The sequence below is a fragment of the Christensenella sp. MSJ-20 genome, from assembly GCF_044357945.1.
Classification (GTDB): domain Bacteria; phylum Bacillota; class Clostridia; order Christensenellales; family QAND01; genus QAND01.
The window spans coordinates 1,110,251-1,135,543 of sequence record NZ_CP076563.1 but is presented as its reverse complement, the minus strand read 5'-3'; the positions used below and the strand labels follow the sequence as shown (position 1 = coordinate 1,135,543).

General features: G+C 57.0%; 23 protein-coding genes and 2 riboswitches. Of the genes, 21 read left to right on the top strand and 2 right to left on the bottom strand.

The annotated features are described in order from the left end of the window. Window position 1 precedes the first annotated feature (1 nt). The 20 genes from KP626_RS05785 to KP626_RS05690 all read left to right on the top strand — a co-directional run bounded on the left by KP626_RS05785 (window position 2) and on the right by KP626_RS05690 (window position 23,452). The gene (locus KP626_RS05785) at window positions 2-1,831 is read left to right on the top strand and encodes a leucine-rich repeat protein (protein WP_395975687.1); all 1,830 of its coding nucleotides are present in this window, start codon (window positions 2-4) and stop codon (window positions 1,829-1,831) included. Beyond that, window positions 1,832-2,905, top strand: a complete 1,074-nt coding sequence (locus KP626_RS05780; RefSeq protein WP_395975685.1) for a DHHW family protein — start codon at window positions 1,832-1,834, stop codon at window positions 2,903-2,905. A 3-nt stretch (window positions 2,906-2,908) separates the two neighbouring features. Then, entirely contained in the window at window positions 2,909-3,559 is a 651-nt protein-coding gene (locus KP626_RS05775; protein ID WP_395975683.1) for a DUF4203 domain-containing protein, read from the top strand. 21 nt (window positions 3,560-3,580) lie between these two features. After that, window positions 3,581-4,249: a polyphosphate polymerase domain-containing protein gene (locus KP626_RS05770; RefSeq protein WP_395975681.1), complete on the top strand. Its 669-nt coding sequence runs from the start codon at window positions 3,581-3,583 to the stop codon at window positions 4,247-4,249. A 20-nt stretch (window positions 4,250-4,269) separates the two neighbouring features. Next, on the top strand, window positions 4,270-4,950 hold the full coding sequence (locus KP626_RS05765; RefSeq protein WP_395975679.1) for a DUF4956 domain-containing protein: 681 nt from the start codon (window positions 4,270-4,272) through the stop codon (window positions 4,948-4,950). Window positions 4,951-4,967: 17 nt separating this feature from the next. Next, window positions 4,968-6,335, top strand: coding sequence for a CotH kinase family protein (locus tag KP626_RS05760; RefSeq protein ID WP_395975677.1), 1,368 nt, complete (start codon window positions 4,968-4,970; stop codon window positions 6,333-6,335). Between the two features lie 12 nt (window positions 6,336-6,347). After that, entirely contained in the window at window positions 6,348-7,472 is a 1,125-nt protein-coding gene (gene wecB, locus KP626_RS05755; protein ID WP_395975675.1) for a non-hydrolyzing UDP-N-acetylglucosamine 2-epimerase, read from the top strand. A 9-nt stretch (window positions 7,473-7,481) separates the two neighbouring features. Beyond that, on the top strand, window positions 7,482-8,696 hold the full coding sequence (locus KP626_RS05750) for a hypothetical protein (protein ID WP_395975673.1): 1,215 nt from the start codon (window positions 7,482-7,484) through the stop codon (window positions 8,694-8,696). A gap of 83 nt (window positions 8,697-8,779) precedes the next feature. Continuing rightward, a riboswitch (molybdenum cofactor riboswitch) is annotated at window positions 8,780-8,894 on the top strand. Window positions 8,895-8,942: 48 nt separating this feature from the next. Further along, complete coding sequence (locus KP626_RS05745; protein ID WP_395975671.1) at window positions 8,943-12,056, top strand: hypothetical protein; 3,114 nt, start codon at window positions 8,943-8,945, stop codon at window positions 12,054-12,056. 15 nt (window positions 12,057-12,071) lie between these two features. Further along, a complete protein-coding gene (locus KP626_RS05740) occupies window positions 12,072-13,097 on the top strand; it encodes an ABC transporter substrate-binding protein (RefSeq protein WP_395975669.1) in 1,026 nt (341 codons plus the stop codon). A gap of 61 nt (window positions 13,098-13,158) precedes the next feature. Next, window positions 13,159-13,273, top strand: a riboswitch (molybdenum cofactor riboswitch). A 64-nt stretch (window positions 13,274-13,337) separates the two neighbouring features. Then, window positions 13,338-14,312: a hypothetical protein gene (locus KP626_RS05735; protein WP_395975667.1), complete on the top strand. Its 975-nt coding sequence runs from the start codon at window positions 13,338-13,340 to the stop codon at window positions 14,310-14,312. Window positions 14,313-14,449: 137 nt separating this feature from the next. Then, window positions 14,450-15,142, top strand: coding sequence for a hypothetical protein (locus KP626_RS05730; RefSeq protein ID WP_395975665.1), 693 nt, complete (start codon window positions 14,450-14,452; stop codon window positions 15,140-15,142). Further along, a complete protein-coding gene (locus KP626_RS05725; protein ID WP_395979013.1) occupies window positions 15,102-15,731 on the top strand; it encodes a hypothetical protein in 630 nt (209 codons plus the stop codon). The genes KP626_RS05730 and KP626_RS05725 overlap by 41 nt, the downstream gene beginning before the upstream one ends. 126 nt (window positions 15,732-15,857) lie before the next feature. Further along, window positions 15,858-17,552: an arginine--tRNA ligase gene (gene argS, locus KP626_RS05720; RefSeq protein ID WP_395975663.1), complete on the top strand. Its 1,695-nt coding sequence runs from the start codon at window positions 15,858-15,860 to the stop codon at window positions 17,550-17,552. Window positions 17,553-17,579: 27 nt separating this feature from the next. Next, window positions 17,580-18,014, top strand: a complete 435-nt coding sequence (locus tag KP626_RS05715; protein ID WP_395975661.1) for a hypothetical protein — start codon at window positions 17,580-17,582, stop codon at window positions 18,012-18,014. 159 nt (window positions 18,015-18,173) lie between these two features. Beyond that, window positions 18,174-19,196, top strand: coding sequence for a PTS transporter subunit IIC (locus KP626_RS05710; RefSeq protein ID WP_395975659.1), 1,023 nt, complete (start codon window positions 18,174-18,176; stop codon window positions 19,194-19,196). Between the two features lie 16 nt (window positions 19,197-19,212). After that, window positions 19,213-20,640 carry a serine--tRNA ligase gene (serS, locus tag KP626_RS05705; RefSeq protein ID WP_395975657.1) on the top strand — a complete coding sequence of 476 codons (1,428 nt, stop codon included), beginning with the start codon at window positions 19,213-19,215 and terminating at the stop codon, window positions 20,638-20,640. Window positions 20,641-21,255: 615 nt separating this feature from the next. Continuing rightward, complete coding sequence (gene rplI / locus KP626_RS05700; RefSeq protein WP_395975655.1) at window positions 21,256-21,708, top strand: 50S ribosomal protein L9; 453 nt, start codon at window positions 21,256-21,258, stop codon at window positions 21,706-21,708. A 12-nt stretch (window positions 21,709-21,720) separates the two neighbouring features. Next, window positions 21,721-23,076 carry a replicative DNA helicase gene (dnaB, locus tag KP626_RS05695; protein WP_395975653.1) on the top strand — a complete coding sequence of 452 codons (1,356 nt, stop codon included), beginning with the start codon at window positions 21,721-21,723 and terminating at the stop codon, window positions 23,074-23,076. A gap of 88 nt (window positions 23,077-23,164) precedes the next feature. Beyond that, complete coding sequence (locus KP626_RS05690; RefSeq protein WP_395975651.1) at window positions 23,165-23,452, top strand: DUF1292 domain-containing protein; 288 nt, start codon at window positions 23,165-23,167, stop codon at window positions 23,450-23,452. A gap of 90 nt (window positions 23,453-23,542) precedes the next feature. On the opposite strand, the gene KP626_RS05685 is transcribed toward KP626_RS05690, so the two are convergent. Beyond that, window positions 23,543-23,755, bottom strand: coding sequence for a DUF896 domain-containing protein (locus tag KP626_RS05685; RefSeq protein ID WP_395975649.1), 213 nt, complete (start codon window positions 23,753-23,755; stop codon window positions 23,543-23,545). A gap of 89 nt (window positions 23,756-23,844) precedes the next feature. On the opposite strand from KP626_RS05685, the gene KP626_RS05680 reads away from it, so the two are divergent. Further along, on the top strand, window positions 23,845-24,339 hold the full coding sequence (locus tag KP626_RS05680) for a GNAT family N-acetyltransferase (RefSeq protein ID WP_395975647.1): 495 nt from the start codon (window positions 23,845-23,847) through the stop codon (window positions 24,337-24,339). Between the two features lie 9 nt (window positions 24,340-24,348). On the opposite strand, the gene KP626_RS05675 is transcribed toward KP626_RS05680, so the two are convergent. Next, window positions 24,349-25,239, bottom strand: coding sequence for a tocopherol cyclase family protein (locus KP626_RS05675; protein ID WP_395975645.1), 891 nt, complete (start codon window positions 25,237-25,239; stop codon window positions 24,349-24,351). Between the last annotated feature and the right edge of the window lie 54 nt (window positions 25,240-25,293).

Sequence of the window (25,293 nt, the reverse complement as noted above, 5' to 3'; positions counted from 1 at the left end):
GATGACAATAATTGTGATCGCCATCATCATATTTTTGCTGATGCTGCTGTTTCCGCTGGTGATGAGCATGGGCTCCGTCAAGCGGAAGCAGTCCAAAGCGCTGGATATCAATGAAAGCCGGTACCGGGATCCCCGGTACTTTGCGCTTTCCTTCAAAGAGCTGATGGAAAAAAGCCTTCAAAGCTATGACGGCAGCGGTACCATTTTAATGTCCAAGCGGGAACGATTATTGGAGGCGGACACCCAGGAGGATTATCCTAGCGTATGCCAGAGCGTGGTATACGCCAGGGAAAAGGAGTTCCATCCGCCGGCGGGCATAACCTTTGAAAAGGAGATCTATGCTTGCCAGGACGCCTATTTGGATGGCTGCTTTACGCTTCGGGCCATCTACGGAGAAAAAGATGTGGTGCTGGGAGAGGGCACCCAGGTTCTCCGGTGGGCGGACGCCGAGGGTACCCTGAGCGTATATGACCACAGCACGCTGGGCATCAGCGCCAGCAGCGCCAATATGCTGGTTATCGGCCGGGACTGCGTGTTTCGCCGGCTGTACGCACCCGTCATCAACCTGGGATGGTCTATGGAGGATCGGGAGGGCCGCCAGGAGAGCGCCGCTGCCATGACCGCTTTGGCCATCAGCAGCGAGGTCCTGCGGAACATCCGGTATGTGGACGAGGACAATACCGACGATGACGGGGTGCTGTCGGCCACCGTCGTCAGTAAGCATGATGTCAGCGTACTGGAGGGCTTTACGGTAAAGGGCCACATCCGCTCCCACAAGGCCATCATGATATATGACAACGCCGTGGTGTACGGCAATCTATTCGCCGAAGGAGACATCTATCTGGGGGAGAACGTACGGGTATACGGCAACATCTTTACCCAGCAGAAGATCGTGACCCAGCGGGGGGTACGGATTGGACAATACGGGGAGATCAAATCGGTGATTGCCCGGGATGAGATCGTATTTGGAGCGGACTGCAAGGTCTTTGGGTATGTGAGCAGCGAGGCAAGAGGGATATGCTGTCCCGATGCGGATTGGGCCTATCTGGATCCGGAGGAGGAAGTGGCCCTTTATCAGCAGCGCCAGGGTAGCCTCCGAAAGACCTCCGTTCTGCCCGTTACCGAGCGCGCTGTGTTTGCGTCTGCCGCGGAGTTCGATGAGATGAGCGCCGAGGTATTCCGTAAAAACCGGTATCTGCGGGAGGCGGTGATCCCGGAAGGGGTACGGGTCATCCGGCGCAGCTTTTTCTATCAGTGTGAAAACCTGACGAAGGTGTCGCTTCCCTCCACCTTGGAGACCATCGAAGCCTATGCCTTTTGTGGCTGCGGCAGGCTATCGGAGCTGTCGTTTTCCCGGTGCTCCCGTTTCAAGGAGATCCAGGACGCGGCGTTTGAAGGATGCGTTTCCCTAACCCATGTTTCCCTGCCCGATTCCCTGGTTGTGCTGGGGTCCGCCGCTTTTTCCGGCTGCAGATCCTTGGAGAGGGTGGAGAACCTGGATGGCTGCCATCTTACGGAATTGGCCGGCCATGTGTTCCTCAATTGTGTTTCGCTCAAAGAGTTGCAGCTGCCACAGGGGTTGACGCGGATCGGCCTTAGCGCCTTTCGGGGCTGTTCCTCCCTCTTACGGATGACGATTCCACAGCGGGTGGCCCAGCTGGGAGGATATGCTTTCTATGGCTGTAGGTCCCTCCAGGAGCTGCAGTTCCTCTGCCGGGATCTGGAGCTGGATCCCTGGGCACTGCGGGGGATTCCCCAAAGCACGCGGCTTTTAGCGGAGCATGCCCAGGCGCGGCAGCGGCTGCTGGGGTTGCGGGAGGGGAGGAGCTAAATGAGCAGAAAAAAGGCGACGCTGTTGAGCCTGCTGATGCTGGTGGGAGTGGTAGGGATCTCCATTGGCGCGGCTTTTTTGAAGAATGCCATGGCGGACGCATCGCCCGGCGCCTTTGCATCGCCGGCGCCCCTCTATGGAGAGCAGGGGCTTCCCTATGGCCAGACCCTGTCCATGGAGCCGCTCCTGGTGGATGATGAATACGTATATTTTAAAGACCGGGTGCTGGAGCGTTTTTTTAATCATCCGGAAGCAAACCGGATTACGGCCCAGTCCATTGGGAGTCTGGTGCGGGCCATCCCCCAGGAAGTCCGGACTACGGTGATGCTGGTGCCGCTGCGCATTGCCACGGAGCCGGCATTTGCCCAGTACACCGACGACAGCTCGGCGGCGATTCGGGAGATCTATGAGGCGCTCCCAGCGGGGGTGGAGACCCTGGACGTAACATCCGCCCTTTTGGAGCATGGGGAGGAGTATATTTTCTTTCGCACCGATGATTCCTGGACCGCACTTGGCTCCTATTACGGCGCGCGGCTTTATGGGGAGTCCATCGGCCTGGACATGCTGGAACTGGATGCCTATGAGGATTACCGCTTTGAGTTTTACCTTGGGGTGTTTGCAAGCTTAGATCAGGCGGCCATTGAAAGCCAGTATACCGATTATGTGGCCTATTATATCTTAAAGGACGCCGCCAACTGGCAGACGGTAACGATTCGGGAAGGGCCCAGCCAATATGCCGAGCATCAATCGCCGGCGGTTGCCCTTTCCCGACGGGGAACGGATATTTTTGTGGCGGGCTATTACTCCCACTCCATCCTTCAAGGGGATGGGGCAAACGGAAAAACCCTGTTGGTGATTGGGGATTCCAACGCCAAGCTGTTTGCCCCCTGGTTTACCCCCTACTATGAGACCGTTTACCTGGTGAACGGGGAGCGTTATCAAAATGGCGCGGCGGGCCTGCAGCAAATTTTTATGGAGTACAACGTCACCGACTGCGTGATCCTGGAAGGGGCGGACCAGTTTGGAGAAACGCCGTTAAACCAGCGGATGCGCAGCCTGGGGGGAGGAAAATAGGCCATGGGAATGGGAAACATATTTTATGAGGTGCTGCGGTATTTCGGCCAGCAGATGGGTATTTCCCAGATCATGGAGGAGGGTATCGCCATTCTGGCCGGCGCTATGCTGTTGTTGGCGCTGCTCAGTTGCTTTTTTGGATACAAGTTTTTTCGGGTCTGGAGTGCCGTCATGGCGTTTTTTCTCACTGCTATTGGCATAACGGCCCTGATGAGCGGCGTGGCGGACCGTGGTGTTGTCGTTACCACCTTCGCGATTTTGGGCATTATGGTTGGATTTCTCGTGTATCAATGGCCCAAAGTCAGCGCATTTTTACTCTGCGGCCTGATTGGGTATGGCTTAGCTATGGCGCTTACGCCTTTATGGTGGCTGCGTTTGGTGGCGGCTTTGGCAGCGGCGGTGGTTACCGTTCCCTTTTCTCAGCATCTGGTGATGATATCCACCGCTGTTTGGGGCGCGCTGGTCCTGGGTACCGGAGGCCCGGGGCTTCTGGGGTGGTCCCTTTCGCCCTTCTGGCAGGTTGCCGCCGCATTCCTATTGGCTTGCGCAGGCATCCTCGTACAATATGGCACCAACCGAGAGATTGATGTCTACCGGATGCGTACCCGGATTATGAGGAAGAAAAGTCACGCGCGAAAGCAACGTTTGGGATAGGAGGGGGACGGCATCAAAACAGTGTTCCGTAAGGAAATCAAATACGTGATCTCCCTGCTGGATTATTCGCTGATTCAGAAAAAACTGGACTGCTTTTTGGAACTGGACGCAAACGGAGGTCAGGAGGGATACCGGGTGCGCTCCCTGTATTTCGATTCCCTAAACGATCAGGATCTGTACGATACCCTGTTCGGATGTATGGAGAAGCGCAAGATCCGGCTCCGAATGTATGCCTGGGACGCCCGGACCGTGAAGTTGGAATACAAATGCAAGTCCGGCACCGATGGGGTAAAGAAATCCATTACCGTCTCCCGGGAAGAGGCCCATAGAATGCTGAACGGGGATTATGGCTTTTTAGCGGAGCGGTTGGAGCCCACCGCCCAGCAGATCTATCTGCGGCTAAGAGCGGGCGCGTACAGCCCCAAAAGCGTAGTGGACTACTGGCGAAAGGCGTATCTTTATCCGGCCAGCGATATTCGCATTACCTTTGACACCCAGGTATCGGCGTCCAATGTCCCCGGCGGTTTTTTTGATGAGCACCCCGCTTTGCTGCCGCTATTGCCCCCGGATACCGGCGTATTCGAGGTCAAATACAATGACTTTTTGCCCCACGTGTTCAAGGAGGTGGTGGCGGATCTGGATCGTCTGCCTACCTCCAACAGCAAATATGCACAATCAAGACTTTTATAAATGAGAGAGGATAGGGGAAAATGAAGGATCTGCTGTTAGAAAGCTTTACTGGCCTAGGCGCATTGGATCTTGGAACCATCATATTGAACAACTGTGTGACGGTCATCATTGCGCTCTTCATCATGTTTACCTACCGCATTACCTATTCCGGGGTGGCGTACAGCCGCAAATACAACATTTCCCTAGGGATGATCACCATCATCACCACGCTGATTATGAGCGTCATCAGCAACAATGTGGCGCTGTCCCTGGGCATGGTGGGCGCGCTGTCCATCATCCGGTTCCGCACGGCGGTCAAGGATGTCCGGGACGCGGCCTATATCTTCTGGAGCATTGCCGTCGGCATCTGCTGCGGCGTTTCCCAGTACATTTTGGCGGCCATTAGTTCGGTTATTATCCTGTTATTCCTGGTTCTATTCCGCCAGATTGGCCCCGATAATAGGATGCTTTTGATCGTACGGGGCGAGCTTTCGGTGCAGAACAAGGCCGAGGCGGCGGTGATGCAGCATTTTGGCAAGGCAGTGCGCCGCAGGATGAAGAATGCCACGCCGGATCACTGCGAGCTGGTCTACGAGGTAGGCCAGAACGCCATTAAAAAATCGGACGAGCGGGCAAAAATCGACATCGTGCAGAAGCTGATGAAGATCGAAGGCATCCAGAACGTCAATCTGGTGGAGCAGGCGGACGACATCAGCCGCTAGGATAGGAGCTTAGTCCATTGAAAAAAATCATCCTCTGCGTCCTGGCAGCGGCGGTTTTGCTTACATCGGTGGCGGTGATCAGCCATCTAGGCGGCGCGGATCAGAGCCAAGGCCAGTCTCCAGGCGCCCCCCAGACGCCAACGGCCCGGGAGCCCGGGAACCTTCCGTTGATTCTCATCGACACCAACGGCAGCCGCATCTATAAGGAAACCACCACCTTGGGAGAGGTCTCCGTTGTGGATCAGGCCAATGGGCAGAACACCCCGGCGGCACAGCCCCAGCTTACCACCCTGGCGACGGTCAAGTACCGGGGTAACTCCTCCTACTATATTTTTGATAAGCGGCAATACCGAATCAAACTGTTTCAGAGTGAAACAAAAAGCCGGAAATACGGCCTTTTGGGCATGGGGGAGCATAGCGAATGGGTGCTCTATGGGCCGTTTTTGGATCGGTCCCTGGTGCGGAACAAGCTGGTCTACGATCTTTCCCGGGAGCTGATGGACTGGGCGCCGGATACCCGTTACTGCGAGGTCTATGTCAATGGGGAATACCAGGGGATTTATCTGGCCGTGGAGCCGGTCACCAACGGAGCGGCCCGACTGGACCTTTATGAGTTTGGCTTGCTTTCCGGGGAAACCGCCTACCTCCTGCGTCGGGAACGGGTGGGAACCGAGGAGAACGCCATCAGCAGTTACGGCACGGTGATGGGGAAAACGGACAACGAGCTGAGTATCTCCTATCCCACCAAGTCCAAGCTGAGCAATGCCCAGGTGAAGTGGATCGAGCGGGATATCAGCGCCTTTGAGGAGACCCTCTACGGCGATGGATTTGCAGATCCGGAAAAGGGGTATGCGGCTTACATCGATGTGGACTCCTTTGTGGAATACTATCTGATCAACGAGCTGGCTATGATCCCCGACGCGTCCCATCTTTCCACCTACCTCTATAAAAACATCGGAGGAAAGCTGAAGATGGCGGTTTGGGATTTTAACAACGGCTTTGATAACTACCCATGGACGGACTATACCACCGACCGCTTTTTTGTGGAGGATGGGAACTGGTTTGACCGGCTTCTGCAGGACCGTGCCTTTGTGGATCAGGTGGTGGCCCGGTACCGGGAGCTGCGGCGGGAACAATGGTCCGATGAGCGGATCCTGGGGCTGATCGACGGCTATGTGGAACAGCTGGGCGACGCTGTGGATCGGAATTTTGCGGTTTGGGGCTATACTTTTGAAGAGAATCTGCTCTCCAAGGATCAGGCGGGAAACAGCCGGGACCCCAAGAGTTTTGAGGAGGCGATAGCGATGCTCAAGGACTGCATCCTGGCGCGAACCGCCTTTTTGGATGAAAACATCGAGCAACTATATACCCATTGTATCAACTGAGGGAGCGGACCGATGCAGAAGAAGAAAGTGTTGCTGATCTTTGGAACCCGTCCGGAGGCCATCAAGATGTGCCCCCTGGTGCGAGAGCTCCACACAAGGGAGACCCTTGAGACGGTGGTTTGCGTTACGGGGCAGCATCGGCAGATGCTGGACCAGGTACTGCGCGCGTTTGCGATTGTACCGGAATACGACCTGGACATCATGCAGGACAGACAGAGCCTATACGATATTACGCAGCGCATTTTAGCGAGGATGGAAGCGGTGCTGGTTCGGGAGAAGCCGGATGTGGTGCTGGTTCACGGCGATACCACTACGGCCTTTGTGACGTCTCTTGCTTGCTTTTATCAAAAGATCCCGGTGGGGCATGTGGAAGCGGGCCTGCGGACCCATAACATCTATTCTCCCTTTCCTGAGGAATTTAACCGGCAGGCGATCGGGCTAGTGGCCCAATATCACTTTGCGCCCACGGAAACCGCCAAGGGGAATCTCCTTAGGGAAGGAAAGTCTCCGGAGCGGGTTTACGTCACGGGCAATACCGCCATTGACGCGCTGAAAACCACCGTTAGAGAAGATTATTTCCATCCGGAGCTGGACTGGGTGGGAGAGGCCCGGCTGCTTCTCATTACCGCCCATCGCCGGGAAAACATGGGAGCGCCTATGGAGCAGATGTTCCGGGCCATTGGAGCGGTTTTGAAGGCGTATCCCCATGTAAAGGCCCTTTACCCCATCCATCTGAATCCGGAAATACGAAGCCTGGCGGAGCATATTTTGGGCGGCCTTGAGAATATCCATATCATAGAACCGTTGGATGTGGTGGATTTTCACAACATCATGGCGCGAAGCCATTTGATTTTATCGGACAGCGGAGGTATCCAGGAGGAGGCGCCAGCCTTGGGAAAACCGGTGCTGGTGATGCGGGAGGAAACCGAGCGCCCTGAAGGGGTGGCAGCGGGGACCCTTAGGCTGGTTGGCAGCGGGGAGGAGACCATCTTCCTGGCGTGCAAACAGCTGCTTGAGGATGAAGGCGCCTACAAACGGATGAGCGAAGCCTCCAATCCCTATGGGGATGGGTATGCCAGCCAGCGGATTGCGGATGTGCTGGAGGGCCGTAAATGGCAGCCCTTTCTCGGTGCATAAAGGACGTTTATGAGAAGAAAGTACAGGCGAAGATCGGTCTTTCCTCTGGCCCTGGCAGCGCTACTGTTGTTGTCCGGTGCTGCGGGAGGTCTATATTATCATCAGATGGGGCCGCGCAAGCAGGCCCTTTTTGAGCGCGCGGCCTATTACCGGGAGCTGGCGGCGGGGGAAGCCGCATGGCTTTCCTCTATCCAGCTTGAAAACGGCGCCATCCCTTTTCGCGGGGAAACCCATGGCGAGGCCAGTATCACTCCCTATTTTTCTGATATCGCCGCATGGGGCCTCCTGGAAGGAGGGGAGTACCGGGCGGTAAGGGACTACATCCAATGGCATATGGCCCATCTAAACGATGCTGTGTCCGACTATAGTGGCATTGCTGGGACGATCTACGACTACACCATAGAGGTGGACGATGGGAAGGTGGTGTCGGAGAAAAGCGAACGGCACTATGATTCGGTGGATTCCTACGCTGCAACCTTTTTGATTCTGATCAGCGAATACTGCCAGCGGACGGGGGACGAGGCGCTGTTTCGCCAATATCAGGATCAGGTGTTGCTGGTTCTTGGCGCTATGGAGCGCACCATCGATAGGGATGGCCTCTCCTTTACAAAGCCGGACTACCTGGTGAAATACCTGATGGACAACGCGGAGGTGTACGCTGCGCTGGGCTGCGTGGAAAGCCTCTTAGAGCGGTATCCCGTTCCGGATGGGGAGCGGATCCTGACCTGGCTGCGGCAGCGCAGAACGTCTTTAAACGAGCGGCTGGAGGCTTTGCTGTGGAACCAGGGGGAGCGCCGCTATGAGACGGGGGCGGACGCCAAAGGAAGAACGCTGGCATTTGGGGGCTGGCAGGAGTTCTATCCCGATGCTACAGCGCAGCTGTTTCCCATCCTTTTTGGATTGCTGGAGCCTGCGTCTCAGCGGGCGCAGGAGATCTATCAACGGTTTTGCCGGGAGCACGCTTGGCAGGAAATGGAGCACTATGCCACGGGAAACGCCAGCTTTTATTGGGGACTGGTGGCCTATGCCGGCGCCAAGATGGGCGACGAAGAGCGGGTTTACCAGTATATGGAATACTACCGCCGGCGAGTGCTCCCGGATCGGGATTATCCCCTTTACTGCGGAGACGCGGGCTGGATCATCCTGGCTTGCGGCGAGATGGCCCGGTGGTGTGAAACGGAGATGGAGCGAATCGATCCCCTGGGCTTGGTGCAGGTGCAGTAGCGTTTTGCCGGGACGGCTGCGTTTCGGCATTTTTTCTTTGCAGAAGCATTTGTTCGTGCTATACTTATTACCGTGGTAAATTGATCCAAATCACCATCCGAGCCGGAGCTCCTAACGGAAACCAAGGGGCTGCGGCCATGGGTCTGGGTGGAAACGCCCAGGCCTCCCGCACTGGAAAGGATGGCCCTGTTGTATTGGCCGGCCTTTGGTGCCGGTTTTTTTATTGGAGAGAGGGGAAATGAAGTGATGAGAAAGAGGCTGCTGGCCTTTGCCTTGGCGGTATGCATGTTTGCCTTGGGCGGCTGTGGACAAACCATCCAAATTGATTTTTCTGGGGTGGATTATCAGAGCTCGCCCTACAAGCATATCAATAACGGCGGCGTCACCGATGACGAGACGTTGCCCTATAACGTGGACGCCATCACCGGTGCTACCCTGACGGTGGAGGGTCCCGGTCTGGTTACCAGCACGCCTCTATCCATCCGGGAGCTGGAAAACCGCAACGACGGCTTGGTTAGAGGGGTGTACAAGGATTCCCGAGGGACTTTCATCTATGAGGGAATGGACCTTTATTACCTGCTTTCCCAGATGACCGATGGGGATAACGGAATCCAGACTACCGAAAAAGCCTACCGGGTGCAGTTTAAGGACAGCAACCGCAAGACCATCAGCGAGCTGACCCTGGAGGAGATCAAAGCTGCTCATGACGCGGGAGAGCCCATCCTGCTGGCCTATGGCATTGGCAGCACCGATCAGGAGACGGTGGCCCCCTTTGTCTTTAATGGCAAGACCGAGAAAGATCATTCTCTGGGCTATGTGGACAAGCTTAAAAACGACGACGGCTGTCTGCGCCTGGTTTACGATACCAAGAAATACGGCAGACAGAACGGGTATAAGACCTTCTCCAACGTGGCCTATGTTTATGTGGCCGAGGAGACCGAACCGGGCTTTAAGCATACCGCCCAGGATGGAGGCGTCTATGGTTCCGCCGATTATTCCCAGTATCTCATCGCCTTCCGGGGAAGCGCTCTGGGCCATGAGATCAACCTAACGGTGGAGCAGCTGGAGGATTTGGTCCAGTATGACAACAAGGGGAACGTCATCGAGGGGGGCATGGCCTACCGGGATTCCTACAGCCTGGCCAACAACGCCTATTGGTACGTCAACGAATACGAGGGCTTGGACCTCTATAAGTTTTTACTCTATCTTGGCATGGAGGATGCGGAAACCATGGGCCGGGCCAAATCCCGGACCACCCTAATAAGCTTTGTGGCGGCGGATGGCAAGGTATCCAGCGAGACCTTTTCTGCCGAGGCCCTCTCTTACCCCGAGGCCTTCGGTTTTTACAATAAGAACGCCGCCGATCCGGGAGACGGCTCCTATGTGCCCACCAGCGAGGATCTGGTAAAGGCGGGATACCCCGTACTTTTGGCTTATGGGGTTAACCGGTATCCCTACACCGTCAACAAGGGAGACGAGGGATACCTCTCCGGCCTGGCCAACAGTGGCGGCCCCATCCGGGTGGTGTTTGGCAAGACCCAGTACAACCATCCCAACGGCAGCAACCAGGTTCAGTATTTAAGCGAAGTGGTTGCTGGGGAGGATGTAAAATACAATACCCATCAGTATACCGATAACGCCCACCAAAAGGCCCTCAGCGACAGCCAGCTCCGGGTGGTGGTGAACAGCGCCGACGGCAAGCGGCTGAGCGACAGCACTCTGACGGTAGGCCAAGTGGAGGATATCATCTACGGCGAGGGCGTGGAGAACAACGTCAAGAAGGCGGCCCGGGTCAAGGGTATCTATGAGGTAAAAGACGGCGACGAATACCAAAGCGACGTTTATGAAGGCATTGGCTTGGAGTACTTCCTCATGAATGTGGTGAAGCTTCAGGGCACCGTGGGCACCGTTACCTTCTCGGACGGCACGAAAGAGATGGAGGTTAACCTGAGCGATCTCTTCCAGGAGGGCTATAACGCTTCCAAGGGGATTGATGGGCAGCCGGCCCTTTTGGCCTTTGCTAAAAACGGCGCGCCTCTGGTAAAGAGCGCGCAGGATCAGGGATATGTCAAGGAGATTACCCTATCCCCGCTTTCGGACAGCGATCCCAAGACCTATCCTGTAAACAATAGCGGAGGACCGCTCAGCGTTGTAATTCCCAGCACTACAAGTGCAGAGAGCGACGCGCAATTCCTGGGGAATGTCACCAGCATCACCGTAAACCTGGAGCCCGACCGCTATGCCCATATTGAGGCGCCGTACAGTGAATCGGCTGCGCAGAAGATCGAGTTCTACGGCGATGGCTTGGAGAAAAAAGCCACCTATACCGTTGCTGACTTGGAGAACCGCCAGACCCAGGCGAAGACCATGGATTTTTCCATCCGCAGTGAGGATGGAAGCGTTATTGAGGAACGGTACCGGGGCGTAGGGCTCTATGACCTGTTTACCGAAATCGGCATCAAGAGCAACGCGGGGGATGTAATCATCCATACCGCGGACGGCGGTAGCCACACCCTTTCCCTGGGACAGATCAAGAGCAAAAACGGCGTCAACTATGTGAACCCCGAAAAGGGATCCCTTTACGCCATTCTGGCCTACGGCACCGGCAAGGTGGCGGAGGATAGCAAGCTTGGCATGCCCCTTGTGGCTGGCGCCTCCAGCGCTGGCTATGCAGCGGACTATCACAACGGCGAAGGGCCGGTAAAATTGGTGGTTCCGGCACGGACAGAGGAAGAGGCCAACGTCGCCGCCTGCCTGGGCAGCGTGGTGGGTGTGGAGGTTACCGCCAACGAGATCGAGACCTGGGGCCATGCCATGAGCGACGTTTATTCGGAGTTCTTGGACTACGAGATGACCTTTACCATCCGCAACGATGACCACGAATGGACCCATAATTTCACCGTAGCCCAGTTGGAAAGCCTGACGGACCTCATCGTCCGGGAGGAGTATGCCGTACTGGAGATCGGCACCTGCGAGGGCATCGATATTTGGAAGTTCATCAAGCTGGTGGCGGGAAACGTGCCGGGCATCGAAGATCCCATCTCCATCACCGCCTATGCCTCGGACGGCTACAAGAACGATCTTTTGAGCCTCTTCTATAAAGAGGGCTTTGAGCTAGGGGTTCTGGACGCCAACGGGGATCGAAAGCCCCTTATCATCGCCTATGCCCTAAACGGCTACCCCATTGTGGACTCTGAAAACCATGAGGGCTACACTGGAATTGCCGGCAATACCGCCGGGCCTCTCCGGGTCATCGCCGAGACGGTCCAGGGAGCTTCCGTTAAGTATTTCCAGAAGCTGGTGGTTACCATCCCCGGCTCCGGCCCCATCGATGTGCAGTTGCCCAGCCAGCTGCAGTAACGGAGGAAACCGCTTATGAAACGATTGCTGACAATCCTGCTCAGCGCGGCCTTTTTGCTGACCGCCCTGGGCTGCGGCGGCAACCCCGCCGATACCCCCACGGGGGAAACCATCACCGATGCGGCGGGAGCGGTGCTTCCGATACCGGAAGATGGAGGGAAGGAGACCATCGCCTCGGTATATGCCGTAGCGGTTCCCTTTATCGTGGCCCTTGATTTGGAGAATCAGGTGCTGGCCATCAACTGCAAATCCTCCTTCTGGACCACTGCGGTTCCCGCCCTTGGGGAGGCCGGGAGCGTGGGCCGCGGGGTGATGGATTTGGAGGCGCTGGCTTCCTACCGGCCCACGGTGGTATTGCACCGGGTGGGAGATCCCAAGACGGTGGAAGCCGTGGAAAAGCTGGGAATCCGGACCCTGTGCATCTCCGCCGAGGATATGGAAGGGGTTAAGGACACCCTGGCTCTTTTAGGAAAATACTTTGGGAAATCCGCCCGGGCCCAGGAGGTCAGTGACTGGATCGATGGCAAGCTGGAGAAAATCGACGGCATTGTGGCAACCATTCCCCAGGAGGAGCGGGTTACCGCCCTTGTGATGGGCGGTGAGCTGGGCCGGGTGGCTGGCGGAGACATGCTGCAAACCTATATGATTGAAAAAGCCGGCGGCATCCCGGTAGCCAAAGACGTTACCGGCAACCGTAATTGGGCTTCGGTGGGGGTAGAGACCATCTTTACCTGGAATCCCGATGTCCTCTTTTGCACCAGTTCCACCGTGCTGGAGTATGCCGTGGAGGATCTGTTGACCGATCCCACCTGGGCTGCCATGCGCGCGATTCAAACGGGACGGGTATCGGTGATCCCCGCCAGGATTGATTCCTGGGACCTGCCTGGCGTTGCCAGCGTTCTGGCCATCTTTTATATGCTCCATGAGATGTATCCCAGCTATTTTACCGCCGATCAGCTTCAGGCCGAGGTGGATGAATACTATACCATGATGTTTGGGAAGACCTTTGACGCCGATTATCTGGGGTATACCCTGGAATAGGCGCTCCGCTCATTGACAGGCATTGGCGCCAATGCTAGAATTTGTATGGATTAATAGAATCATATGATCGTGATTTCGAGCTGACCGGCCTAACGCGCTTGCCATGGCCCACAGCCAGAGTCCGCCTGGAAACGGGCTGGCTTCCCAATGCGGAAAGGAATCCTGTTTGCATAAAAAGGGTTCTTTTTCATCGGAAAAAGAACCCTTTTTGATGATCCAATTCTGGAAGGAGTAGGGGTTATGAAGAAAAGACTTTTGGCACTTATGTTGGCGGCATTTATGGTGTTTGCCATGGTGGGCTGCGGTAGCAATGAGCCCGCTGCCACCACGCCCGGCGGAGACGGCCCGGTTGCGGAAGAGGTAAAGGGCGTTACTGTACCGGCCTTTTCCATCACCGTGAACGGCGTCGCCGTAACCAACGAGACCATGGCGGACTACCCGGTGTATTCCGTGAAGGCCACCAGCACCAACAGCGCTGGAACTGAGTCCACCGTGACCTATGTAGGCTTTGCCGTGAAGGACGTGCTGGCCGCCTGCGGCATCACCGAGGGCTATACCAAGCTGACCGCCGCCGCGGATGACGGCTATACCGTGGAGGTGACCGGGGAAGAGGCTGCTTTGGATACCACCCTTATCGCCATCTCCCAGGATGGCAGCCAGTTCAGCAAAGCTCCTTGGTTTGCGCCTTGCAGCAACAAGACCACCGGCAACTATCTGAAGGGCTGCGTTGCTCTTACCGTGGACGCCGATGTAACCACCACCCCCGATCCCGGCCAGGGCGGCGCTTCCGGTGGGGAGACCGCTGGGAAGCCCGAGATTCTGGACCGTACCGACAAGGTGGAATTTGCCGCCTATTCCTTTAAGGTAAATGGCAAAGAGGTTACCAACGACACCCTGAAGGACCTCAAGATCTACAAGATCACCGCCAGTGTCACCAACAGCAAGGGCAACACCGCTGAGGAAGCCTATACCGGCTACCGGCTGTCCGACGTGCTGGCCGCTGCCGGCGTGACCTCCTATGAGAAGGTGACCGCCGTGGCCAACGACGGCTACAAGAGCGAGTATGAGAAGGCTGTGGCCGATAGCGAGTATACCCTGGTGGCCATTGAGAAGGACAAGGCCACCGGCGAGGACGGCACCATCTGGGTTGCCCCCTGCGGCGAGACCAGCTCCAAGCTGTTTGCCAAGCTGGTGGTGGAGATCACCGCCGAATAACCAACCGACCTGTTGAGCCCGTATTGGGAGCGGCTTTACAGCCGTATGCCCCGGGGGGTTCCGCGTTTGCGGGACGACCCCTGGGGAATTCCCGCGGGCTCTTTTTTTCACAATACTGCAGAAAGAGGGGAACGCATGTGAAACGATTTGCAGTCCTTGCCCTGTGTCTGGGGATATTGGCATTGGCTTCCTGCGGCGGAGCGCCCGCAGCCCAGGTTCAGACGCCCGACCCCCTGCCCGCCCCGTCCGTCCAGGCGGACAGCGAGTTTGGGGTGGATGCCAACATCAACATGGAGACCATCGACGGCTTTCTGGGGCGGGAGGACGTTTGTTACCGGGATGTCCGGATGCTCTTTGACCCCGCGGACTATGCCGCAATCGGGGGCGAAGCCGATTTGACCCGCACCATAGAGGGATTCAAAGTGGTACCCTACCCCTACATCGCCACTCTTCCGGCATTGCCGGTATCGGGGGCCTACGAGGGGAAAACCCTTTTTACCCTGACCTGGAACCAGGATGGCTCCATCGCGTCTGCCACCCCCAATTACCGGGAGTCCCAGATGATTTTGGACGAGCTGTTTCCCAAGGATAAGGCCATCTTTCTCATGTGTGGCGGCGGGGGCTATGCCGGTATGACCCGGGACCTCCTCATCTACCTGGGCTGGGACGCGGATAAACTGTACAACATCGGGGCCAACTGGACCTACAAAGGGGAGCATGCCCTGGAGCTGATTCAGTACCCCGAGGAGGCCGACGGGGAGAACATCTATGCTACTTGGCGGGCGGATTATGCCTATCTGGACTTCGACCGCCTCCATCCGGTGCAGTGAGATGAAGCGAATCCTACTTTGTATGCTGGCGCTATGCCTTCTTGTGGGGACGGGCTGCGGCGGCCAGGAAGCCACGGCGCCCCAGGGGGAGGGCCCCGTCACCTTTCCTTTTACCCATTATGCCTCGGGCGGCACCCCAGAGGACTATACCGCCACCATTCTATTTGAGGAGAGCAACAGCACCTTTACCGCCTATCAGGTGGCGTTTCATTCCTGCACCTGCCGGGACGCCCAGAGCAATTTTGTGACGGTAGCCTATGTGGAGTTGCTGAATACCCGAAAATCCGGGGAGGATGCGGCCATCCGCACCATCACCTTTGGCAACAACCAGGGGCTTTGGGGGGACAGCAACCCCAACTACTATAGATCGGAATATACCCAGGAGTACATGGACCAGCATTTTGTTCAGCAGCTGGTGAAGCTCACCAAACGGGATGTTGACGCCTGGCAGGGCTATGGCACCCAGGTGGAGACCGTGGATCCCGAGGCTGTGGCCGGGGCCACCGTGTCCACCAGCAACATCACCTCTATGCTGAAGGGCCTTTTTGCCTATCATGCGGAAAAGTACTACGGGGAGGAAGCGAAATAAAAAAGCGCCCACAGGCGCTTTTTTTGCAACAAAATATCCTGTCCATTGCGCTTGCAGCGTTGTATCTTGGAATTGGGTATGCTATATTTAAATGAAAACCTATCCGCAGAATTAGGAGTGTCCGATATGCCCTTTAAACACGAGATCGCTGCAATGGCCGCCAACGCCCTGGGGGTAACTCCCCAGGAGATTTTGCCCTTGATCGGGAAGCCCCCTAAGGAGGAGCTGGGGGACTACGCTTTGCCCTGCTTCCCCTTTGCCAAGACCATGCGCCGGTCTCCCCGGGACATCGCCCTTATGATCTGCCAGGCGGACAAGCCGGCAGGGATTGAGCGGGTAGCCGAGGCAGGAGGCTACGCCAACTTCTATGTGGACAAAAAGGCCTATGCCGAGAAGGTGCTGTCGGAAGCCCTGGCCATGGGCCGGGACTACGGCCGGGAGGATCTGGGCCAGGGGAAAGCGGTGTGCATCGATTACAGCTCCATCAACATCGCGAAGCCCTTTCATATCGGGCACCTGAGCTCCACCGCCATCGGCCATGCCCTCTATAATCTCTATAACTTTATGGGGTACAAAAGCGTGGGCATCAACCATTTGGGGGATTGGGGGACCCAGTTTGGAAAGCTCATCACCGCATACAAGCTGTGGAGCAGCGAGGAAGAGGTGCTAAAAGGCGGCATCGCCCACATGCTGGACCTCTACGTGCGGTTCCATGCCGAGGCGGAGAAGGACCCCGCTCTGGACGATACGGCCCGGGCCTGGTTTGTGAAGATCGAGCAGGGGGATGAGGAGGCGCTGTCCATCTTCACCCTGTTCAAGGATATGACCATCCGCGAGGTCATGGGCATCTACGACCTCCTGGGGATTCGGTTTGACAGCTACAACGGGGAGAGCTTCTATAATGATAAGATGGCTCCCGTGGTGGAAGAGCTTCGGGAGAAGGGGCTGCTCAAGGAGGATAAGGGCGCCTATATCGTGGATCTGAGCGAGGACAACATGCCTCCCTGCATGATATTAAAGTCCGACGGCTCCACCCTCTACGCCACCCGGGACATCGCCGCGGCCTTCTACCGGAAAAAAACCTACGATTTCGCCAAATCCCTCTACGTGGTGGCCTACCAGCAGAATCTCCACTTCCGTCAGTGGTTCCGGGTGGTGGAGAAGATGGGCTATCCCTGGGCCAAGGACCTGGAGCATGTGGCCTTTGGGATGGTATCCCTGGCGGACGGCGGCACCCTCTCCACCCGAAAGGGCAACGTGGTGCTGCTGACCGACGTGCTGCAGTCCGCCATCGACCGGGCCCGGGTGATCATCGAAGAGAAGTCCCCTGGCCTTGCCGATAAGGACAAGGTGGCGGAGCAGGTAGGCGTTGGCGCCGTGGTGTTTGGCGTTTTATACAATGCCCGAATCAAGGATATCGCCTTTAGCTATGACCGCGCCCTTTCCTTTGAGGGGGAAACGGCCCCCTATATGCAGTATACCCATGCCCGCTGCAACAGCGTGTTGCAGAAGGCGGGGGAGAATGCAGCCCAGTTTGATTACGCTGCCCTGGACAACGAATACGCCATGGGCGTCTTAAAAGCTATGGTGGCCTATAAGGCGGCCCTTCCCGAGGCCCTTTCCAAGAACGAGCCCTATCTGGTGGCCCGGGCGGTGATGGAGACCGCCAAAGCCTACAACCGTTTCTACTACGAGGTACGGATCATCGATGAGGCGGACGCCTCCGGTACCGCGGCCCGGCTGGCCCTGACTCGGGCCGCACGGGATACCATCTCCCGGGGGCTGGACCTGCTGGGCATCGCCGCGCCCGAGCGGATGTAGCGGGAGTACCGGAGGGGAGCTGGTTTTATGGAAAGAAAAATCGTCTGCAAACCAAATAAGGAGATTCGCCCCTTTCTGGTGCAGTTCTTTCTGTATCTGGGGGTAACGGTGGGAGGCGCACTCTTGTTGAACGCCCAAAGCCCCCTTTTGGACAAGCTGCTGGTGGCGGCCCTGGCCCTTTGTTCCCTGGGCTACGGCTTCTATCATGGCAGGCGGATTTTCCGCACAAGCTATACCGTGGAGGATGGCCGTGTGGAGATCAAAAAGCGCGGCCGCGTTAGGGTTTTTACCGGGGACGACGTGGCCCTGTCCTATTACGATTCCAATACCAAAAATATGGAGCTTCACCTAAAGGATGGCAATATCATCATGCTGGTGGAGTATGATAACCTAACCCCCATGGTGGACTTCCTGGACCAGGCGGGGGTACGCATCGATTATAAGCGCATCGCACTAAAATAGGGGCCCGGGCGCCCTTGCCGCCGAACGCAAAATACGGGTGCGGCAAAACCGCTCTCGGCAGAACCCCGCCAGGGTACAAGAAGCCATTGCTTTTACCCTGGCCGACGGGTGCCGGGTTTTAGGGGTGACGCTTAAATATACATTTAGGAGTCGAACAAAATGGCAAACGGAAACCAGGGATTGATCAAACGATGGGCCCATCGGTGGTTCATCGACGGACTCGGCTTTATGGCCCAGGGACTTTTTGCGTCCCTTATCATCGGATTGATCATCTCCCAACTCTCCCTGATCCCGGGATTGGGCTTTCTGGCCCAGTTTTCTACCGTGCTGGCAGCCAGCTCTCCGGTGGTTGGCGCGGCCATCGGCGTGGCCATCGCCTACGGGCTAAAGGCTAGTCCCCTGTGCGTGTTCAGTAATGCCGCTGTGGGAGCCACCGCCTACGCTGCTGGCGGTCCTGTGGGCGCCTATCTGGCCTCCATCGTGGCCACCGAGGTAGGTACCTTTATCACCGGGAAGACCAAGGTGGACATCGTGGTGGTGCCCTTTGTAACCATCCTGGCTGGCGGCGCCATCGGCGTATTGGTGGGCCCCGGGGTATCCGCTCTTATGACCGGCCTGGGTGCCTTTATCAACACCGCTACCCAGATGAACCCTATTCCCATGGGCATCATCGTGTCGGTGGTTATGGGCATGGCGCTAACCGCTCCCATCAGCAGCGCGGCCATCGCTATTTCCCTTGGCCTGGAAGGCATTGCCGCTGGCGCCGCTACCGTTGGCTGCTGTGCCAATATGATCGGGTTTGCCGTCATCAGCTTCCGGGAGAATCGCTGGGGAGGTCTCATTTCCCAGGGGATCGGCACCTCCATGCTCCAGGTTCCCAACATCGTTCGGAAACCAATCGTGTGGCTGCCGGCTATCGTGGCCAGCGCCATCTTGGGCCCCATCTCTACCCGGGTGCTGGGCATGACCAACATCCCCATGGGCGCTGGGATGGGTACCAGCGGATTGGTTGGCCAGGTGGGCACCTTTACCGCCATGGCTGCCACCACCGATTTCTGGGTGATCCTTATTGAGGTAGCCCTTATGCACTTTATCCTGCCTGCCGTCATCAGCCTTGCTGTGGCCGCCGCCATGCGGAAGCTGGGCTGGCTAAAGGACGGGGACCTAAAACTAGACCTATAAGTAAGGGGAGATTACCATGCTGGATATCAGGAGGATTCGCCAGAATCCCGAGGAACTTAGAACCGCTCTTATCAATCGAAACGCCGATCCCGCCATGGCCGATGAGCTGTTGGCTCTGGACGAGCGCCGCCGGGAGCTGATCGTCAAAAGCGATGAGCTGAAGGCTGCCTCCAATCGGACCAGCAAGTTTATGCCGGCCCTGATGAGCCTGCAGAAGGCCGTGGACGAAGCGTCCCTTGCGTCCATTCGGGAAAAGCAGGTGGAGGGCTTTTTGTCCACCCTTCGGGAGGATGGCCCTCTGGGAGTGGAGCGCGAAATCGCGCAGTTGCTTCGGGCCCTCTGCCAGAGCGCACCGGTAAAGAAAGAGGCCATTGCCGCCGGCAAGGAGCAGTTCCTTGTGGAAAACAAGAAACTGGCGGCGGAACTGATGGAGTATTCCGCCGAACTGATGCAGGTGGAGGAGCGGTTCGGCAACCTCCTGCTGTCTATCCCCAATATTCCCCATGTGTCGGTGCCCGCCGGCAAGGATGAGAACGATAACCCGGAGATCCGCCGCGTCGGCGCCCCCAGGGAGTTTGATTTTGAGGCAAAAGCCCATTGGGATATCGGCACCGATCTGGGTATCTTGAATTTTGAGGCGGCGGCCAGCGTTACCGGCAGCCGGTTTACCTTCTATCGTGGACTGGGCGCTCGGCTGGAGCGGTCGGTGATCAACCTGATGCTCAATACCCACATTGATCACGGCTATACCGAGATTTTCCCCCCCTATATGGTGCATCGCCGCAGCATGATCGGCACCGGCCAGCTTCCCAAATTTGAGGAGGATGCCTTTAAGGTTCAGGGGACGGATTACTTCCTGATTCCCACCGCTGAGGTGCCCGTCACCAATATGCATCGGGAGAGCATTCTGCCCGAGGATCAGCTTCCCTATAAGTACTGCGCATACAGCGCCTGTTTCCGGGCTGAGGCGGGCAGCGCGGGCCGGGATACCCGGGGCCTTATCCGCCAGCATCAGTTCAACAAGGTGGAACTGGTAAAGTTCAGCCGCCCTGAGGACAGCTACGACGAGCTGGAAAAGCTTACCCATGATGCGGAGGCCATTCTGCAGATTCTTGGCATCCCCTACCGGGTGATCCTTTTGTGTACCGGGGACATGGGTTTTTCCTCGGCCAAAACCTATGACATCGAGGTGTGGATGCCCAGTTACGGCCGGTATGTGGAGATCAGCAGCTGCAGCAATTTTGAGGATTACCAGGCCCGGCGGGCTGGCATCCGCTGCCGTACCAAGGATGGGAAAACCGCCTATGTCCATACCCTCAACGGATCGGGCCTGGCCGTGGGCCGCACCGTGGCCGCCATTCTGGAAAACTTCCAGGAAGCGGATGGCCGGGTGAAGGTGCCGGAGGCTCTGGTTCCCTATATGGGTGTGGAGTACATCGGCTAGCGGGCAGTGCCCGCCGCCGTGCCGCTGACACTGGATGCATGCCGTAGGAAAGTTTTGCTTTAGGATAACCCATGGTGACCAACGGCAACAGGTTGGTTTCAAGAGGCGACCGCACAGCAAGGGTATTCCGTTCAGCCTGTGGGTGTATCGCAAGCCTTGCTTAATAGTTGATTGAAAGCGGCTAATGGTATATGTTGTTTTAGGAGCGCCGCATGCCGAGGGCATGCAAAGAGGGTGCAGGCACAGCCTGCTAGTATACAGGGCAATGCGGCGCTAAGGGATCCATGGAATTTACAGCGGTAAGGCAGCGTTTTAAGAGCATGGGCCGCATGCCGAGGGCATGTAAAAAGGGTGCAGGCACAGCCTGCTGGTATACAGGGCAATGCGGCGCTAAGGGATCCATGGAATTTGCAGCGACAAGGCAGCGTTTTAGAAGCGTGGCCGCATGCCGAGGGCATGTAAAAAGGGTGCAGGCACAGCCTGCTGGTATACAGGGCAATGCGGCGCTAAGGGATCCATGGAATTTGCAGCGACAAGGCAGCGTTTTAGGAGTATGGCCGCATGCCGAAGGCATGCAAAAAGGGTGCAGGCTCAGCCTGCAAAAGAGGTGATTTTATGAAAGTAATTCTAAATCATGATGTAAAGGGAACCGGCAAAAAAGGACAGTTGGTGGAGGTCAGCGACGGCTATGCCCGCAACTTTCTGTTTCCTCGGAAATTGGCTGCCGAGGCCACGCAGGGCAACGTGAAGGAGGCGGCAGCCAAGCTGGAGGCTCAGGCCCATAAGCGGGAGCTGGAGCGCCAGGAAGCCTTAAAGAAGGCCCAGGAGCTGCGGGGAAAAACCGTTACCGTCTATGCCAAGACGGGGGAAAACGGACGGCTGTTTGGTGCTGTCACCAATAAGGAAATCGCCGCACGGCTGGAGAAGGAACTGGGCCTGGCGGTGGACAAAAAGGATATCGTGCTTTCCGAGCCCATCAAGGCCCTTGGCACATATTCCGTGGAGATCAAGCCCTTTGCTAACATCTCCGTCAATATCAACGTGGCGGTAGTGGCCAAGGATCAATAGGAGGAAGCGTCGGTGGAAAACGGCAGAAGGATGCCACCCAATAGCATGGAGGCGGAACAGTCCGTCCTGGGCAGTATGCTTTTGGACCAGGATGCCGTGGCCGCCGCCATGGAAACCCTTACCGAAGAGGATTTCTATGCCCCTGCCCATCAGGTGATTTTTTCAGCCATGGCGCAGCTCTACCGCAGTGCCCAGCCCATCGACCTCGTTACCCTGGTGGACGTGCTGGAACAGCGCAACGAGGTAACCAAGGCCGGAGGCATGGAGTACATCGTCCAGCTTTCCCGAACGGTGCCCACCACCACCAATATCGGCCGCTATGTGGCCATTGTGGAGGATCGGTCAGCTCTGCGCAGCATCATCAAGGCCGGCTCTGAGATGGTGGATGAAGGATTCCGAGCAGACAAACCCTCGGGAGAGGTGATCAGCGCCGCCCACGACGCCATTTACTCCATCATTACCCGCCAGCGGACGGATTCCCTGCGCCCCATCATGGAGGCCTTGGGAGAGGCCTTTGAGCGGATCAATGAAGCGGCCCTCAGCAAAGGGGGCATCGTGGGCACCCCCACAGGCTATGTGGACCTGGACGCTATGACCGCTGGGTTCAATAAGGACCAGCTCATCATCCTGGCGGCCCGGCCCGGCGTGGGCAAAACCAGTTTTGCTTTGAACATCGCCCAGAACATCGCTATGGGTCAGAGCCTGCCGGTGGCCATTTTCAGTCTGGAGATGTCAGCGGGAGACCTGGCCATGCGTATGATGTGCAGCGAGGCAGAAATCCCCTTGAGCAAGGTCCGCAGCGGCCAGGCCAAGGACGACGAGTATGTGAAGCTGTTAAATGCCATGAGCACCCTTTCCACCGCTCCCATCTATATCGACGCCAGCGGCGGCGCCACCGTGCCGGAGATCCGGGCCAAGTGCATGCGGCTCTCTGCCCAGCGGAAGCTGGGGCTTATCATCATCGATTATCTCCAGCTTATGTCCTCCGGCCGGGCTGGACGCGGGGACAGCCGTCAGCAGGAAATCTCGGAATTGACCCGGGGCCTTAAGATCCTGTCCCGGGATGTGGGAGCACCCATCCTGGTATTGAGCCAGCTCAACCGGGATATTGAACGCCGGCAGAACAAGCGGCCCATGTTGGCAGACCTGCGGGAGTCGGGCTCCATCGAACAGGACGCCGATATGGTCATCTTCCTGGCCCATCACGACGATATGCATGGGGAGGACGATGAGGATGAGAACGTAGGGGAGAACCTGGCCTACGCCATTTTGGCCAAAAACCGGAACGGCCCTACCGGAGAGGTTACCCTTCGGTGGATCCCCGAATACACCAAGTTTGTGGCCTATTCCGACCGAGAGGAACTTTAACTTGTATTCCCGGCCGGGGATGGGTACAATAGCAGGGAGGCGGGGAGAATATCCCAGTCCCCAATGAGTGAAAGCGAGGATAACCATCATGGATGAAGAAATGGATGTTGTAGTATTTGAGGACGAGGACGGCAACGAGATCGAGTTTGAGATTCTGTTCTCCTTTGAGCACAAGGGCCAGGAGTATGCCGTGCTGTCAGAGCTGGAGGCCGTGGAGAGCGAGGAAGGCCCCAGCGACGCCTACATCCTGAAGATTGTGGAAAACGACGGGGAAGAGGAATTTGTCGCCGTGGAGGACGATCTTCTGGAGGAACTCACCCAGGTGGTTGAGGAGATCCTGCAGGAGGAACTCAGCGAGGCGGAGGAAGAGGAGTAACCCTCGGCGCTTTTTCCTGCCAAATAAGAGCGGCTGCAGCAGATGGGAACGCCCGGTCTGCGGCAGCCGTTTTTGTTGGAAAATGCCCCTCTAGTTAAGCAGGGAATCCCGTTTGCGAAGCGGGGTGACGTTGCCCTCTTCATCCACCAGCTCGATGGCGTCCAACTGGGCCTTGAGCTGTCCCCGTATGGCGGCAAGATATACGCCGTAAAGCTCCTTCTGCTCCTTGGTTTCCTGGGGCGTCAAAGGGCGGAGCTTCTTTAAGGCGGCCAATTCGTTGATGCGTTTGATGAGCTTATCCATATGATCCCTCCGGAAAGTATCATACCATACAACCGGAGCAGCGCAAGAGAATTCTCAATGATTTACCATGGAAAAAGGAGGATGGGACGATGCTAAAGGCCACGTGGGTCTTTGGAACCCAGAATTTTGAGGCAGCCAAGGCGGTGCGAACCGCCGTGTTTGTGGAGGAGCAGGGATACTCCCTATCGGAGGAATTTGACGATTTCGATTACTACGCTTGGCATGCCGTGATCTACTATGAGGACGCGCCCATTGCCACCGGCCGCGTCTACCTGGATCAAGGGAACTATACCATCGGCCGGGTTTGTGTGCGGAAGGAATTCCGGGGGCAGCATGTGGGCGATCTTCTGATCCGCCTTCTGCTGGATCGCGCCCTCAACGCCGGCGCGGAGGGGATCCATCTATGCGCCCAGGTCACGGCTCAGGGCTTTTATGAGAAGTTTGGCCTGAAGGCCATGGGGAAACCCTACCGTAAGCCGGGAGAATTGTATGACCATGTGGATATGTACGCTCCCGCCCAGGAGGTATTGTTCCCCCGGACCTGTGAAAACTGTCCAAACGCGGGAACCTGTGACGGAGAATAGGCAACGGGTTTACCGGGGCGGTGCGTATTCAAAGCTGGCGTGGGGGCTGGTGAAGTCCAAAAGGGGGATGCCTTCCCGGTAGAACCGGTACCGCACGGTACAGGCTGGACTCTCATAGACGGTACGGTTCATAACGCCCATTTGGGGCGCGGACAGCCGATGTGGCCGCTGGGAGAGCACGCTTCCCATAAGCTGATACTTTCCCTGGCGGATGTGGAATCCGTTTGGCCCCCAGTATAGGATATGCGCGCCCAGATAGGAGGCCAGGCGGTACTCCCGCCCCATGAGAAAGACCGAGGCGATACAACCGGTAAAGCTGGTGCCCAGCATGGGAATATGGGCGATGGAGGCCATGAGGCCGGTGCGCCGAAAGGGAAAGTGGCTACATTGGGTCCATAGGTATTCCCGTGGAAAGGAACGGCCCCAGTCGGTTTCGATGTAGCCTACCCCTCGGGTGAACGCCATGGGTTTGCCGTTGATGAGCAGCTTACCCCGAACGGTATGCCCCATGCTGATCACCCCGTGGTTGCACTGAAGAAAGGGGAGCAGGGCAAAGGGGCCCATAATATCCCAGCTGAGGGGACAGAGAGGGCCGTACTGAAGGGAGCCTGTTACCGTAAGAGAGGGCCCGGAAAGGTTCAGGGATAGCCCCTCATGGGTAAAGTGGTTGTTTCCTATGGACACGTCAAAGGTATTTTCCTGGGCGGAAAAGGCGGACAGGGGAAAGCGGAAGGCGTGAGCGCCCTGCTGGGTGACCACCTGTATGGACGCGGATGTGTCACCCTTTCCATCCATGTGAACGGCAGGAATTAGGGCAATGGTATCGTTGCCCTGTTGGTGTTTGAGGTACCATCCCTCAAAATAGGCGGAATCCTTCTTTGTCCCATGATAATAGGTCATAGCATACCTCCTAATCATAGGATTCCGTAAAAAAGACCATCCATGCAAAAAGCC

Excerpts from the sequence above, each read along its gene's own strand:
- KP626_RS05785 (WP_395975687.1), top strand. The coding sequence starts at position 2 with ATGACAATAATTGTGATCGCCATCATCATATTTTTGCTGATGCTGCTG.
- KP626_RS05780 (WP_395975685.1), top strand. The coding sequence starts at position 1,832 with ATGAGCAGAAAAAAGGCGACGCTGTTGAGCCTGCTGATGCTGGTGGGA.
- KP626_RS05775 (WP_395975683.1), top strand. The coding sequence starts at position 2,909 with ATGGGAATGGGAAACATATTTTATGAGGTGCTGCGGTATTTCGGCCAG.
- KP626_RS05765 (WP_395975679.1), top strand. The coding sequence starts at position 4,270 with ATGAAGGATCTGCTGTTAGAAAGCTTTACTGGCCTAGGCGCATTGGAT.
- wecB (WP_395975675.1), top strand. The coding sequence starts at position 6,348 with ATGCAGAAGAAGAAAGTGTTGCTGATCTTTGGAACCCGTCCGGAGGCC.
- KP626_RS05750 (WP_395975673.1), top strand. The coding sequence starts at position 7,482 with ATGAGAAGAAAGTACAGGCGAAGATCGGTCTTTCCTCTGGCCCTGGCA.
- KP626_RS05745 (WP_395975671.1), top strand. The coding sequence starts at position 8,943 with ATGAGAAAGAGGCTGCTGGCCTTTGCCTTGGCGGTATGCATGTTTGCC.
- KP626_RS05740 (WP_395975669.1), top strand. The coding sequence starts at position 12,072 with ATGAAACGATTGCTGACAATCCTGCTCAGCGCGGCCTTTTTGCTGACC.
- KP626_RS05735 (WP_395975667.1), top strand. The coding sequence starts at position 13,338 with ATGAAGAAAAGACTTTTGGCACTTATGTTGGCGGCATTTATGGTGTTT.
- KP626_RS05725 (WP_395979013.1), top strand. The coding sequence starts at position 15,102 with ATGCCTATCTGGACTTCGACCGCCTCCATCCGGTGCAGTGAGATGAAG.
- argS (WP_395975663.1), top strand. The coding sequence starts at position 15,858 with ATGCCCTTTAAACACGAGATCGCTGCAATGGCCGCCAACGCCCTGGGG.
- KP626_RS05715 (WP_395975661.1), top strand. The coding sequence starts at position 17,580 with ATGGAAAGAAAAATCGTCTGCAAACCAAATAAGGAGATTCGCCCCTTT.
- KP626_RS05710 (WP_395975659.1), top strand. The coding sequence starts at position 18,174 with ATGGCAAACGGAAACCAGGGATTGATCAAACGATGGGCCCATCGGTGG.
- serS (WP_395975657.1), top strand. The coding sequence starts at position 19,213 with ATGCTGGATATCAGGAGGATTCGCCAGAATCCCGAGGAACTTAGAACC.
- rplI (WP_395975655.1), top strand. The coding sequence starts at position 21,256 with ATGAAAGTAATTCTAAATCATGATGTAAAGGGAACCGGCAAAAAAGGA.
- KP626_RS05690 (WP_395975651.1), top strand. The coding sequence starts at position 23,165 with ATGGATGAAGAAATGGATGTTGTAGTATTTGAGGACGAGGACGGCAAC.
- KP626_RS05685 (WP_395975649.1), bottom strand. The coding sequence starts at position 23,755 with ATGGATAAGCTCATCAAACGCATCAACGAATTGGCCGCCTTAAAGAAG.
- KP626_RS05680 (WP_395975647.1), top strand. The coding sequence starts at position 23,845 with ATGCTAAAGGCCACGTGGGTCTTTGGAACCCAGAATTTTGAGGCAGCC.
- KP626_RS05675 (WP_395975645.1), bottom strand. The coding sequence starts at position 25,239 with ATGACCTATTATCATGGGACAAAGAAGGATTCCGCCTATTTTGAGGGA.